Genomic DNA, 12290 nt, shown 5'->3' on the forward strand with positions numbered 1-12290 from the left:
TGGGAGAGCCGGCCGACGGCCACAGACGGCCCAGGGGAGCGGTTACCCGCTCTGACCTGGGGCGATATCACACGTCGAAGTACAGCTCGAACTCGTGCGGGTGCGGACGCAGCTGCAGCGGGGCGATCTCGTTGGTGCGCTTGAAGTCGATCCACGTCTCGATCAGGTCCGGCGTGAACACGTCGCCCTGGAGGAGGAACTCGTGGTCGGCCTCGAGCGAGTCGAGGACGGCCGGCAGCGAGGTCGGGACCTGGGCCACGTTCGCGTGCTCCTCGGGAGCCAGCTCGTAGAGGTCCTTGTCGATCGGCTCGGCGGGCTCGATCTTGTTCTTGATGCCGTCCAGGCCCGCGAGGAGCAGGGCGGAGAAGGCGAGGTACGGGTTGCCGGAGGAGTCGGGCGCGCGGAACTCGACGCGCTTGGCCTTCGGGTTGGAGCCCGTGATCGGGATACGCATCGCGGCGGAGCGGTTGCGCTGCGAGTACACCAGGTTGATCGGCGCCTCGAAGCCCGGGACCAGGCGGTGGTAGGAGTTGACCGTCGGGTTGGTGAAGGCCAGCAGCGACGGGGCGTGCTTGAGGATGCCGCCGATGTAGTAGCGGGCGGTGTCCGACAGGCCCGCGTAGCCGGCCTCGTCGTAGAACAGCGGGTCGCCGTTGCTCCACAGCGACTGGTGCACGTGCATGCCCGAGCCGTTGTCACCGAAGATCGGCTTCGGCATGAAGGTCGCGGTCTTGCCGTTGCGCCAGGCCACGTTCTTCACGATGTACTTGAAGAGCTGGAGGTCGTCGGCCGCGGCGAGCAGCGTGTTGAACTTGTAGTTGATCTCGGCCTGGCCGGCGGTGCCCACCTCGTGGTGCTGGCGCTCGACCTTCAGGCCCTGCTTGTCCAGCTCCAGGGAGATCTCGGCGCGCAGGTCGGCGAAGTGGTCGACCGGCGGGACCGGGAAGTAGCCACCCTTGTAGCGGACCTTGTAGCCACGGTTGTTCTCCAGGGCGCCGGTGTTCCAGGCACCCGCCTCGGAGTCGATGTGGTAGAAGGACTCGTTCGCGCCGGTCGCGAAGCGGACGGAGTCGAAGACGTAGAACTCGGCCTCGGGACCGAAGTACGCGGTGTCCGCGATACCGGTCGACGCGAGGTAGGCCTCGGCCTTCTTGGCCACGTTGCGCGGGTCACGGGAGTACTGCTCGCCCGTGATCGGGTCGTGGATGAAGAAGTTGATGTTGAGGGTCTTGTCGCGGCGGAACGGGTCCACACGGGCCGTGGAGAGGTCGGCGCGCAGGGCCATGTCGGACTCGTGGATGGCCTGGAAACCACGGATCGACGATCCGTCGAAGGCCAGCTCCTCGTCCGGGTCGAACGCCTCGACGGGCACCGTGAAGTGCTGCATGACGCCCGGCAGGTCGCAGAAGCGGACGTCGACGAACTTGACGTCCTCGTCCGCGATGAACTTCTTGGCCTCGTCGGCGTTCTGGAACATCCAGCTCCTCCTACTCCCGACCGTCCCGCCGGGGTGGTAGATCGTTCGTGCGGCCAGTGCGGTGGCACACGCTGCCTCCGACCCTAGGGACGGGTGATTTCTCGGGCGTGACCCGATTGTTTCGCAGAAGTTAACCGGCCACGGTTCCACCGTAGCGCTGACACACCCCTGTGCGCCCTGCCCGATTCCGGGCGCGTACCGTGGACGGGTGGACAACAGGCAAGCAATGGGATCGTGGCTTTCCGGGCCGCGCGCGGCCATGGAAGAAGCCGGCGCCGACTTCGGTTACCGGGGCGAGCAGCTCGGCCTCCCGGAGGACGGACCGAACTCGATCGCACGGCCCGGCAGGCGCCTCGGTGCCCTGGCCGTCGACTGGGGCCTCTGCGTGTTGATCGCATACGGCCTGATCACGCATGGCAACAGCCCCGCCACCAGCAACTGGGCCCTGCTCGTCTTCTTCGTGATGAGCGCCCTCACGGTGGGCACGATCGGCTTCACCCCGGGCAAGCGTCTCTTCGGCATCCGGGTCGTGGCCCTGCAGACCGGCACGGTCAACCCGCTGCGCGCCCTGCTGCGCACGGTCCTGCTGTGCCTGGCGATCCCCGCCCTGATCTGGGACCGGGACGGCCGCGGCCTGCACGACCGGATCGCGAAGACCGTGGAAGTCCGGAGCTGAACCTCGTACGACGAAGGGGGCGCCCGGACCTGTGGTCGGGGCGCCCCCTTTCTCGTACGAGAGAGGACTAGCGGGCCTTCGGCCCGCCCTTCGGCATCCGCATGCCCTTCGGCATCGGACCCTTCGGCAGCGGCATGTTGCTCATCAGGTCGCCCATGGCACGCAGCCGGTCGTTGGTGGCGGTCACCTGGGGGCCGGTCAGCACACGCGGGTACTTCAGCATGGTCGTGCGCAGCTTCTTCAGGCCGATCTGGCCCTCGCCGTTGCCGACGATCACGTCGTGCACCGGCACGTCCGCCACGATGCGGTTCATCTTCTTCTTCTCGGCGGCCAGCAGGCTCTTCACCCGGTTCGGGTTGCCCTCGGCGACCAGCACGATGCCGGCCTTGCCGACCGCGCGGTGCACCACGTCCTGGCTGCGGTTCATCGCCACCGCCGGAGTCGTCGTCCAGCCCCGGCCGATGTTGTCCAGGACGGCCGCGGCGGCACCGGGCTGTCCCTCCATCTGCCCGAACGCGGCACGCTCGGCGCGGCGGCCGAAAACGATCGCCGTCGCCAGGAAGGCCAGTAGCAGGCCCAGGATGCCGAGATAGACCGGGTACCCGACCAGGAAGCCGATCGCGAGGAAGACACCGAGAGTGCCGATACCGACGGCCGCCAGTACAAGACCGATCTTCTTGTCGGCCTTGCGGGTCATCTTGTAGGTAAGGGCGATCTGCTTCAGTCGCCCTGCGTTCGCGGCGTCCGCCGCGGTTTCCTTCCTCGCCATGCCACGAAGTCTACGTGCCCCCGGGAGTGCCCACGACGGCAGTGCCCGGCGGGGAGAGGTTTCAGGGGCGGGTGGCGGCCTGCTCGAGCACGCGCTGCGCCTCGACCCGGTCCTTGGCGCGGCGGCGGTCCTCCAGCACGGAGGTCCAGGCGTTGCGGCGGGCGGTGCGCTGGCCGCTGCTCATGAGCAGGGACTCGACGGCGCGGAGTGCGTCGGTGAAGGACGGAATGGCGGTGGCGCGGACGGGCGCGGCCTGCATGATCGAGGTCCCCCCTCGGTCGGGTGTACGTCGCGTGATATCAGAGTCACTGATTGGTGTTACCAGGGCGTGACCGACCGGTCAAACGCCAATGAAGCCTTGATACGGAGCGCCGAAACACCGACGCGGCCCTGACGGTCGCCCTCATCAGCGAGGACGGTCAGGACCGCGTCGACTCGGCCATTACTGGCCAGTAATAGCTTGTGCGTGAATTCACACAGCCTGGGTCGCGATGTAGCTGCCACCCTGCTGCGGAGCAGCTGATTGCCGCTGTTCGATCGCCATCTGGTACAGGCGCCCGGCGCGGTACGAGGACCGGACCAGCGGACCGGACATCACACCGGAGAAGCCGATCTGCTCGGCCTCCTCCTTCAGCTCCACGAACTCCTGCGGCTTCACCCAGCGCTCCACCGGGTGGTGGCGCACGGAGGGGCGCAGGTACTGGGTGATGGTGACCAGCTCGCAGCCCGCCTCGTGCAGCTGCCTGAGTGCCTCGCTGACCTCCTCGCGGGTCTCGCCCATGCCGAGGATCAGGTTGGACTTGGTGACCAGACCGAAGTCGCGGGCCTCGGTGATGACCTTCAGCGAGCGCTCGTAGCGGAAGCCGGGGCGGATCCGCTTGAAGATCCGCGGCACGGTCTCGACGTTGTGCGCGAAGACCTCGGGACGGGAGGAGAAGACCTCGGCGAGCTGCTCGGGGATCGCGTTGAAGTCGGGAGCCAGCAGCTCGACCTTGGTCCGGCCGGCCTCGCGCCCGGCGGTCTGCTGGTGGATCTGGCGCACGGTCTCGGCGTACAGCCAGGCGCCGCCGTCCTCCAGGTCGTCGCGGGCGACGCCGGTGATGGTGGCGTAGTTCAGGTCCATGGTGACCACGGACTCGCCGACCCGGCGCGGCTCGTCACGGTCGAGCGCCTCGGGCTTGCCGGTGTCGATCTGGCAGAAGTCGCAGCGCCGGGTGCACTGGTCGCCGCCGATGAGGAAGGTCGCCTCGCGGTCCTCCCAGCACTCGTAGATGTTCGGGCAGCCGGCTTCCTGGCAGACGGTGTGCAGACCCTCGCTCTTCACGAGCTTCTGCATCGCCGTGTACTCGGGGCCCATTTTCGCCCGGGTCTTGATCCACTCGGGCTTGCGCTCGATGGGGGTCTGGCTGTTACGGACCTCCAGGCGCAGCATCTTGCGTCCGTCGGGTGCGACTGCGGACACGACCGGCTCCCTGCGATTGCTTAGACGTAGTCTTCGATTCTTCGGCGTACACCAGGGTACGCCCGTGCTAACTGAGCCCTACGGGTGAGGCCAACCTCACAGCCATGGGGCGCATTCCCCGATCAGGCGGATGCCTTCTCGATCACCCTCGGCTTCAGCTCCGCGTTCTCCAGGATGTCCCTCAGGTGGCGCTCCACCACCGGCAGGACCTCCTCGATGGTGATGTCGCGGCCCAGTTCGTTGGCCAGGGAGGCCACCCCGGCGTCGCGGATGCCGCACGGGATGATCCGGTCGAACCAGCGGTTGTCCGGGTTCACGTTGAAGGAGAAGCCGTGCATCGTGACGCCCTTGGCGACGCGGATGCCGATCGCGGCGATCTTGCGGTCCTCGCGGCGCTGACCGGCGTTGGAGGGGGCGTACTCCGGGCCGTTCAGGCGGGGGTCGAACTCCTCGTCCTGGAGCCGCGGGTCGAAGTCGAGGGAGAGTCCGCCGAGGGCCGGCCGCTGCTCGACCGGGTCGCCGAGCACCCACACACCGCTGCGGCCCTCGACCCGGGTGGTCTCCACGCCGAACTCGGTGCAGGTGCGGATGAGCGCCTCCTCGAGGCGGCGCACATGGGCGACGACGTCCACCGGGCGGGGCAGCTTCTGGATCGGGTAGCCCACCAGCTGTCCGGGGCCGTGCCAGGTGATCTTGCCGCCGCGGTCCACGTCGATGACCGGGGTGCCGTCCAGCGGGCGCTCGCTGTCCTCGGTCCGGCGGCCCGCCGTGTACACCGGGGGGTGCTCCAGGAGCAGCACGGTGTCGGGGACCTCGTCGGCGAACCGGGCCGCGTGCACCCGGCGCTGCTCGTCCCACGCCTCCTGGTACTCGACGGCGTCCGCGCCGAACCCCATGTGGACGAACCGCAACTCACTCACGGCAAGCGCCTCCCTCAGCGGTGGGTGTGTCAGGCACGTAACGCGCCCACGCCACTGTACGTCCGTCCGGCGTACGTCAGCCCTGGGGGCAATCCTCACACGATCGGATGAATGCGCGGCGAAGTGTGTGATCGTCTACTCACTCTCCGCTACATTCGCGCCGTCCACGAGGCCATAAGGGCTGCTCACAGGCAATCCCGGCACTTCAGGCGCCGGAAGGCAGGAGACCGCACCGCAGATGACGGACCGACCCGCGCAGCGCACCCCCAACCGCCAGCTCGCCGCGCTCATCGCAGAGGCGGGATTCTCCAACGCGGGTCTGGCTCGTCGCGTCGACCAGCTCGGTCTGGAGCACGGGCTGGACCTCAGATACGACAAGACCTCGGTCACCCGCTGGCTGCGCGGGCAGCAGCCCCGGGGCACCACACCCGCCCTGATCGCCGAGGTGTTCACGCGCCGGCTCGGACGCCGGCTCACGGCCCAGGATCTCGGCCTGGACGCCTGTGCGCCGGTGTACGCCGGGCTCGAGTTCGCGGCCACCCCCGAGGAGGCCGTCGACATCGTCAGCGGGCTGTGGCGCAAGGACTCCGGCAGCCACGCCGAGCTGCGCAAGATCGCCTTCACTCCGGCGGGACTGGTCGTGCCCAGCCGGGACTGGCTGATCGGCAAGGCCGACGACAGGGTGGCCCGGGAGCCGGCACCCCGGGTGCCCACCCAGGGCCGCCCCGCCGCCCGGGACCGGCCGGAGGCCGTACCGGCTCCGCCCCGGCCCCGGGGACACGCCGCCCGCGCCCCCGGCCACAAGGTCAGCGGCGGTGACATCGCCGCGCTGCGCTCGGTCGGCGAGCTGTTCCGCACCCTCGACGACGCCTACGGCGGCGGCCACGCCCGGCAGGCCCTCGTGCGCTACCTGGAGCACGAGTGCGAGCCGATGCTGCGCGGCGCCTATGACGAGCAGACCGGCCGCCGCCTGTTCGCCGCGGCCGCCGACCTCACCCGGCTCGCCGGCTGGACCTCGTACGACATCGCCGCGCACGGACTCGCCCAGCGCTATTTCGTGCAGGCCCTGCGCCTCGCCCAGGCGGCCGGTGACCGGTCCTACGGCTCCTACGTGCTGGTCACCATGAGCCGCCAGGCCGTCTACCTCGGGCACGGCAGGGAGGCCGTACAGCTGGCGCGGGTGGCCCAGCAGGGGGTCGGCACCGGCGCACCGCCGGTCGTGCAGGCGTTGCTGCACGCCTCCGAGGCCCGCGCGCACGGGGTGCTCGGGGAGGTGCGGGCGTGCACCGGAGCGCTGGTGCGGGCCGAGCGCGCCCTGGAGGCGGCCCGGCCCGGGGACGAGGTGCCTTACTGGGCCCGGTTCTTCGACGAGGCGCAGCTCGCCGACGAGTTCGGGCACTGCCACCGCGACCTGCAGCAGTTCCGGGCCGCCGCCCAGCACGCGGAGCGCTCGCTCCAGCTGCGCGCTCCCTCCTACGCCCGCAGCCGGCTGTTCTGCCGGGTCGTTCTCGCCACCGCCCGGCTAGGCCTCGGCGAACTCGACCAGGCCTGCGCACTGGCCGCCGAGGCCGCCGGCCAAGCGGCGGAGATGCGCTCCGCACGCGCGATCGAGTACGTCAAGGACTTCGAACGCCGCCTGGAGCCGTACAGGGACGCGGCACCGGTGAGGGGGTACCGGGAGAGGATCGCCGCACTGGGCTGAGTGCCTAGGCCGCTCGTGGCAGCGCAGGTGCCGGATCCGCCCTGTGCATCGGTCCCGCCGCTCCCAGGTCCGCCAAAATCGCCGCCGCGGCCCGGTGGGCCGAGTGCAGGGCGCCCTGGACGGTGCTGGTGTCGCGGTGGTCGCCGCAGACGTACAGGCCGGCCAGCAGGCGTACCGGGCGGCGCAGGTCGTGCGGGGGGCGCATCGCCGGTACCGCCTGCGGGGTGTGGTGCACGGCGAGCGTCTCCCAGCGGCGCGTCGAGGTGCCGTAGAGCCGTGAGAGGTGGATGCGGACGGCGGTGTCGACGCCGTCGGGCGGGGTGCCCAGCACGGTCGACGAGATCAGCACCCGGCCGGCCGGGGCGCGGCTCGGGTCGACGTTGCTGAGCACCGCCGTGTGCGCGACCGGTCCGCCGCGGTCGGCGTCCAGCAGCAGCGACGTGCCCGTCGCGAGGACCGCGGCCGGCTCGTCCGTGGTGTGGTGAACGACCGTCACCGGATGGAAGTCCGGCACCCTGAGCCCCGGCAGCAGTTCGGCCGCGGCCCGCGCGTCGGTCGCCAGCAGCACCGCACGGCAGCGGATCTCACCGTGCTCGGCCGTGGTCACCGAGGTCGTGGACACGGAGGTGACCCGCACCCCGGTGCGCACGGTGCCGGGCGGCAGCGCGCCGGCCAGCTGCTCCGGCAGCACCTCCGCGCCGCCCTCCGGTACGCACAGCCGGCCGCTCGCGAAGGAGTGCAGTGCCAGGTCGGCGCACCGGCTGGACGTGGTCAGCTCCGGATCGCACAGCAGCGCGGCGAGCAGCGGACGCAGGAAGCCGTCGATGGTCCGGGCAGGCACCCCGCGGGCCGCGAGGGCCTGTGCGGCGGGCAGTTCGGGCCGGGACAGCAGGCGTTCGACGGGGGTGGCGGCGATCCGGCCCAGGGCGGTGCCGAGCCGGGCCTGGTCGACCGCGCGGCCCACCGGCGCACCGGCCCGGCCCGGTGCGGCCGCCGAGCCCCTGGGGGCGCTCGCCAGGGCGCGCACCACATGGAGTGCGCCCCTTGCGCTCCCGCCGGTCGCCGGTGCACCCGCGCGGTGGGTATGTCCGTCGCGGTGCAGCAGCACGCCCGGCGCGAAGCGGCGCAGGGTGAGTGAGCCGAGCCCCGGGGTGCGGCGGAGCTCGGGATAGGACGTGGACAGCAGCTGTCCGATGCGGTCGAGCCGGAAGCCGTCGACCTTCTCGGTCGACATGCGGCCGCCCACGTAAGGGGCGGCCTCCAGGACTACGGTCGTTACTCCTGCGCTGGTGAGCCGATGAGCCGCCGAGAGTCCGGCGATTCCGGCTCCCACGATGACGACGTCCACCTGGTACGCGGGCTCAAGCACGAGGCCCCTCCTGTGGTTGCGCGGCCGGTGGAGACGTCATGCCCCCAACAGGCTCCAGGGATACCCGAGTTCGGGTCGAGGTTAGGGCCGTGATCGGTCGAGAACAGTCGCGCATCAACAGGGCACGGTCGCACGGTGGTCGCATACGGTCACAAGAGGTCGCAGGAGATCTCAGAAGCTTCTTGACGTCATGTCAGGTCGTACGGGCGGCGCCGTCTCAGGCCGCGCGGATCGCGTCGTCGATCCCCGGGAACGCAAACGTGAACCCCGACTCCAGCAGCCGCTTCGGCACCACCCGCAGGCTGCCCAGCACCTCCCCGGCCATCTCGCCGAGCGCCGTCCGCAGCACCGACGCCGGGACGGCGAACAGCGTCGGCCGGTGCAGCACCCGCCCCATCGCCTCGGTGATCTCACGGTTCGTCAGCGGCTGGGGCGCGGTCAGGTTGAACGGCCCGGACAGCGTGTCCTGGTCGATGAGATACCGGATCGCGGCGACCTCGTCGTGCAGCGCGATGTAGGACCAGTACTGGCGCCCGTCGCCCATCCGCCCCCCGAGCCCGGCCTTGAACAGCGGGAACAGCCGCCCCCACGCCCCGCCGCCCCGCGCGACCACCAGCCCCGTGCGCACGAACACCGTCCGCACGCCCGCCTCCTGCACGGGCGCCGCCGCCTCCTCCCACTCCACGCACAGCGACGGCAGGAACCCGTCCCCGGGCGGCGCGTCCTCGTCGACGGTCCGGTCGCCCGTGTCGCCGTAGACGCCGATCGCGCTGCCGTTCACGAAGACCCGCGGCGGTGTGTCCAGCGAGGCCACCGCTTCCGCCAGCGCCGCCGTGCCGAGCACCCGGCTGTCCCGGACCAGCCGCTTGTACTCCGGTGTCCAGCGCCGGTCGCCGATTCCCGCCCCCGCGAGGTTGACCACCGCGTCGCAGCCGACCAGCCCGGCCGCGTCCACCTGCTGCCGCTCGGGGTCCCAGCGGACCTCGCTCCCGTCCCGGGGCGCACGGCGGACCAGGCGCACCACCTCGTGCCCGTCCGCGGTCAGGGACCGCACCAGGGCGCTGCCGATGAGGCCGGACGCACCGGCCACCGCGATTCGCGAAGGTTCCATGCGCCCCATCCTTCCCCGTCCCGCCTAAGGTGGCCGTCATGCCGGAGCCGTTCATACGCGTCGCCCTGCCCGCCGACGAGGCGGAGCTGGCCCTCCTCGACCGGGCCGCCTGGTCCCCGCTGCACGCCGTACTGCCCGCGCCGCAGCCGCCGTACCAGCCCTTCTTCGACGAGCGCCACCTGCCGCAGGACTACCTCGTCGCCGAAGCCGAGGGGCGCGTAGTCGGTTACCTCAGACTGGTCCACCCGAGTGCGCTGCCCTCACAGGCGCACATCCGCCAGATCCAGGGCCTGGTCGTCTCCGACGCCGCCCGCGGCAAGGGCATCGGCCGCGCGCTGCTCCGGGCCGCGATCGAGGAGGCGCGCAGGCGTGGCGCACGCCGCATCACCCTGCGCGTGCTCGGGCACAACGCCCCGGCCCGCAGGCTCTACGAGGCCGAGGGTTTCGCGGTCGAGGGAGTGCTGCCGGAGGAGTTCCTGATCGAGGGGAAGTACGTCGACGACGTGGTGATGGGCCGCTCCCTCTGAGTCCCCGGACCGGGCGCCTACGACGTGACCAGCTGCCCCGTGTCCACCGCCGCCGTCGCCGTGGCCGCGCGCCCCGCGTCGGACGCCACCTCGGCCGCCGTCAGCACGTATCCCGTCTCGGCGTCCGAGGTGGAGCGGGCGAAGACCACACCGAACACCCGCCCGTCCGCGGTCAGCAGCGGGCCGCCGGAGTTGCCCGGCCGGACCGTCGAGCGGATCGAGTAGATCTCCCGGGTGACGGTGTGGTTGTTGTAGATGTTCTGGCCGGTCGCGCGCACCCGGTTCGCCACCGTCGCCGCCTGCAGGTTCAGGTTCCCGTCCTGCGGATAGCCCGCGACCACCGCCGAGTCGCCGCGGGTGGCGCTCCGGTCGAAGGGCAGCACCGGGGCACGCAGTTCGGGCACGTACAGCACCGCCACGTCCCGGTCGGGGTCGAAGAGCACCACCCGGGCCTCGTACGACCGCCCGACCCCGCCCACCCGCACGCTCGGGTGGTCGATGCCCGCCACCACATGGGCGTTCGTCATCACGTGCCGCGGCGCGAACACGAAGCCGCTGCCCTCCCGGCCCTCGGTGCCGGAGGCGCCCTCGATCTTCACCGTGCTCCGCTTGGCGGCCTCGGTCGCGGCCGGCGTGACACTGTCGCCCGTGGGCCGGGGCACCTGGGCCGTCGACTCGTTCTCGAACGGGTTGAAGACCTGCGGGAAGCCCGCCTCGGTCAGTGCGGACGTCGCCCGCGAGAACCACACGGGAGTCGTCTCCGGCATCGTCTGCTGCACCGCGCCGAGCAACGCCGAGTTCCGTATGGCCGTCGTCAGGGTCTGCGACGAGGACGCGCCCAGCACGCTCGCCGCGACCCAGGCCACGATCAGCACCGCGACCGAGTTGGCCGCCGCACCCCCTATGCCGTCCGCCACCCGCAGCGGACCCCGGCCCTCCCGGTCCAGCTCCCGCCGCAGCCGCAGCGCCAGCCGGCCCGCCAGCTCGTGCCCCACCACTCCCGGCACCAGCACCGTCAGCACCGCCAGCACGGTCGCGGCCGCCGAGCCGCGCGCCACCAGGCCGGTCACCCACGGCAGCACCCACACACCGACGACCGCGCCGCCCACGAACCCCGCCAGGGACACACATCCGGCCACCAGCCCGCGCCGGTATCCGGACGCCGCGTAGACGAGGATCACCAGTGCGAGCACCAGGTCGAGCAGGTCCACGGAGCCGCCTTTCTCTCGGACCCCCTAATACGGCCGGGACGGGCCCGATGATCAGTCACGCACGCGCGTGAGCGGCCACCGGACGGCGCACCGGCCACGTGTGCGTATATCCCCAGAAACGTCCTCCACCAGGACGATGGTTCCACCGGGTGGCACAGCACACATCGCGAGCCCGGCGGACCGGCTCGACAGTGGGCTCATGCCTGTCTTCCGAAGATCGCGTGGGACGCGGAAGCGGCGGGCCGTGCGTGTGCCCAGTGCCGTACTGGTGGTGCTGGGCTGTCTGCCCGGCCTGACCGCGGTCCTCACGCTGGTCCTGTTCGCCCGCGAGGTCGAACGCCCTGTCGAGGTCCGGCTCGGCCGGCCCGCCGCGGACCGGCCGCAGCAGGCCCACCGCGCCCCCCGGCCGCGGATCGTGCTCCGCTCCGCCTGGCTGGACCGCACCGCGGCCACGCACAGTCAGCCGCCCCCGCGCTACGACGACAAGGTGGTGGCCGTCTTCGTCCACCACACCGACTCGCCCAACCACTACGACTGCGCCGAGGCGCCCCGCATCATCCGCGACCTGTACGCCGGCCAGACCGGCCCCCGCCGCTGGGACGACATCGGCTACAACTTCCTCGTCGACCGCTGCGGCACCATCTACGAGGGCCGTGCCGGAGGCGTCGACCGGCCCGTCACCGGCGCCCACACCCAGGGATTCAACCACCGCACCACCGGCATCGCCGCCCTCGGCACCTTCACGGCCGGCGTCGCCGTGCCGCAGGCCATGACCGACGCGATCGCCGCCCTCGCCGCCTGGAAGCTCGGCCTCGCCGACGTGGACCCGCGTTCCCGCATCCGCCTCGTCTCCAGCAACGGCCTCAGCCGCTACAAGGCCGGCAGCACCGCCACCCTGCCCGCCGTCACCGGCCACAACGACGGCTTCATGACCAGCTGCCCGGGCGCCGCCCTGACCGCCCGGCTCCCGGAGATCAGGCAGAGCGCGGCCCGCCTGCAGGGCCGTGTCCCCGTGGGACCCGTGCCCACAGCAACGCCACAGGCGGCTCACCGCACCCCCTGAGGT

At 71.4% G+C, this 12290-nt stretch carries 12 protein-coding genes; 4 read left to right on the top strand and 8 right to left on the bottom strand.

Features of this window, described 5'->3' with window-relative positions; genetic code table 11:
* Positions 1–67: 67 nt before the first annotated feature.
* A complete protein-coding gene (gene glnA / locus ACIF83_RS30305) occupies positions 68–1477 on the bottom strand; it encodes a type I glutamate--ammonia ligase (RefSeq protein WP_393466104.1) in 1410 nt (469 codons plus the stop codon).
* Positions 1478–1685: 208 nt separating this feature from the next.
* On the opposite strand from glnA, the gene ACIF83_RS30310 reads away from it, so the two are divergent.
* Entirely contained in the window at positions 1686–2153 is a 468-nt protein-coding gene (locus ACIF83_RS30310; RefSeq protein ID WP_393466107.1) for an RDD family protein, read from the top strand.
* A 67-nt stretch (positions 2154–2220) separates the two neighbouring features.
* On the opposite strand, the gene ACIF83_RS30315 is transcribed toward ACIF83_RS30310, so the two are convergent.
* From ACIF83_RS30315 to lipB, 4 genes are all read right to left on the bottom strand, one after another.
* Positions 2221–2922: a DUF4191 domain-containing protein gene (locus ACIF83_RS30315; protein WP_393466110.1), complete on the bottom strand. Its 702-nt coding sequence runs from the start codon at positions 2920–2922 to the stop codon at positions 2221–2223.
* Between the two features lie 61 nt (positions 2923–2983).
* Positions 2984–3181 carry a hypothetical protein gene (locus ACIF83_RS30320; RefSeq protein ID WP_393466113.1) on the bottom strand — a complete coding sequence of 66 codons (198 nt, stop codon included), beginning with the start codon at positions 3179–3181 and terminating at the stop codon, positions 2984–2986.
* 213 nt (positions 3182–3394) lie between these two features.
* Positions 3395–4384, bottom strand: a complete 990-nt coding sequence (gene lipA / locus ACIF83_RS30325) for a lipoyl synthase (RefSeq protein WP_393466116.1) — start codon at positions 4382–4384, stop codon at positions 3395–3397.
* 122 nt (positions 4385–4506) lie between these two features.
* Positions 4507–5304, bottom strand: a complete 798-nt coding sequence (gene lipB / locus ACIF83_RS30330) for a lipoyl(octanoyl) transferase LipB (RefSeq protein ID WP_393466118.1) — start codon at positions 5302–5304, stop codon at positions 4507–4509.
* A 238-nt stretch (positions 5305–5542) separates the two neighbouring features.
* Here lipB and ACIF83_RS30335 point away from each other — a divergent pair, with 238 nt between their 5' ends.
* A complete protein-coding gene (locus tag ACIF83_RS30335; protein ID WP_393466121.1) occupies positions 5543–7006 on the top strand; it encodes a regulator in 1464 nt (487 codons plus the stop codon).
* A 4-nt stretch (positions 7007–7010) separates the two neighbouring features.
* Here ACIF83_RS30335 and ACIF83_RS30340 read toward each other — a convergent pair whose 3' ends face one another.
* Both ACIF83_RS30340 and ACIF83_RS30345 read right to left on the bottom strand, forming a co-directional pair.
* On the bottom strand, positions 7011–8375 hold the full coding sequence (locus ACIF83_RS30340; RefSeq protein WP_393466124.1) for an NAD(P)/FAD-dependent oxidoreductase: 1365 nt from the start codon (positions 8373–8375) through the stop codon (positions 7011–7013).
* Positions 8376–8592: 217 nt separating this feature from the next.
* Positions 8593–9486: a TIGR01777 family oxidoreductase gene (locus tag ACIF83_RS30345; RefSeq protein WP_399731628.1), complete on the bottom strand. Its 894-nt coding sequence runs from the start codon at positions 9484–9486 to the stop codon at positions 8593–8595.
* Between the two features lie 38 nt (positions 9487–9524).
* Between ACIF83_RS30345 and ACIF83_RS30350 the strand changes: the two genes are divergently transcribed.
* Entirely contained in the window at positions 9525–10013 is a 489-nt protein-coding gene (locus ACIF83_RS30350) for a GNAT family N-acetyltransferase (RefSeq protein WP_399731631.1), read from the top strand.
* A 17-nt stretch (positions 10014–10030) separates the two neighbouring features.
* Here ACIF83_RS30350 and ACIF83_RS30355 read toward each other — a convergent pair whose 3' ends face one another.
* On the bottom strand, positions 10031–11224 hold the full coding sequence (locus ACIF83_RS30355) for a MarP family serine protease (RefSeq protein WP_393466133.1): 1194 nt from the start codon (positions 11222–11224) through the stop codon (positions 10031–10033).
* A gap of 136 nt (positions 11225–11360) precedes the next feature.
* On the opposite strand from ACIF83_RS30355, the gene ACIF83_RS30360 reads away from it, so the two are divergent.
* On the top strand, positions 11361–12287 hold the full coding sequence (locus tag ACIF83_RS30360) for a peptidoglycan recognition protein (protein WP_399731634.1): 927 nt from the start codon (positions 11361–11363) through the stop codon (positions 12285–12287).
* The last annotated feature ends 3 nt before the right edge of the window (positions 12288–12290 follow it).

Origin of the sequence: Streptomyces sp. NPDC085866 (assembly GCF_044541035.1) — a bacterium.
GTDB lineage: Bacteria > Actinomycetota > Actinomycetes > Streptomycetales > Streptomycetaceae > Streptomyces.

Coding starts and splice junctions, on each gene's coding strand:
- glnA (WP_393466104.1), bottom strand. CDS start 1,477: ATGTTCCAGAACGCCGACGAGGCCAAGAAGTTCATCGCGGACGAGGAC.
- ACIF83_RS30315 (WP_393466110.1), bottom strand. CDS start 2,922: ATGGCGAGGAAGGAAACCGCGGCGGACGCCGCGAACGCAGGGCGACTG.
- ACIF83_RS30320 (WP_393466113.1), bottom strand. CDS start 3,181: ATGCAGGCCGCGCCCGTCCGCGCCACCGCCATTCCGTCCTTCACCGAC.
- ACIF83_RS30335 (WP_393466121.1), top strand. CDS start 5,543: ATGACGGACCGACCCGCGCAGCGCACCCCCAACCGCCAGCTCGCCGCG.
- ACIF83_RS30345 (WP_399731628.1), bottom strand. CDS start 9,486: ATGGAACCTTCGCGAATCGCGGTGGCCGGTGCGTCCGGCCTCATCGGC.
- ACIF83_RS30350 (WP_399731631.1), top strand. CDS start 9,525: ATGCCGGAGCCGTTCATACGCGTCGCCCTGCCCGCCGACGAGGCGGAG.
- ACIF83_RS30360 (WP_399731634.1), top strand. CDS start 11,361: ATGGTTCCACCGGGTGGCACAGCACACATCGCGAGCCCGGCGGACCGG.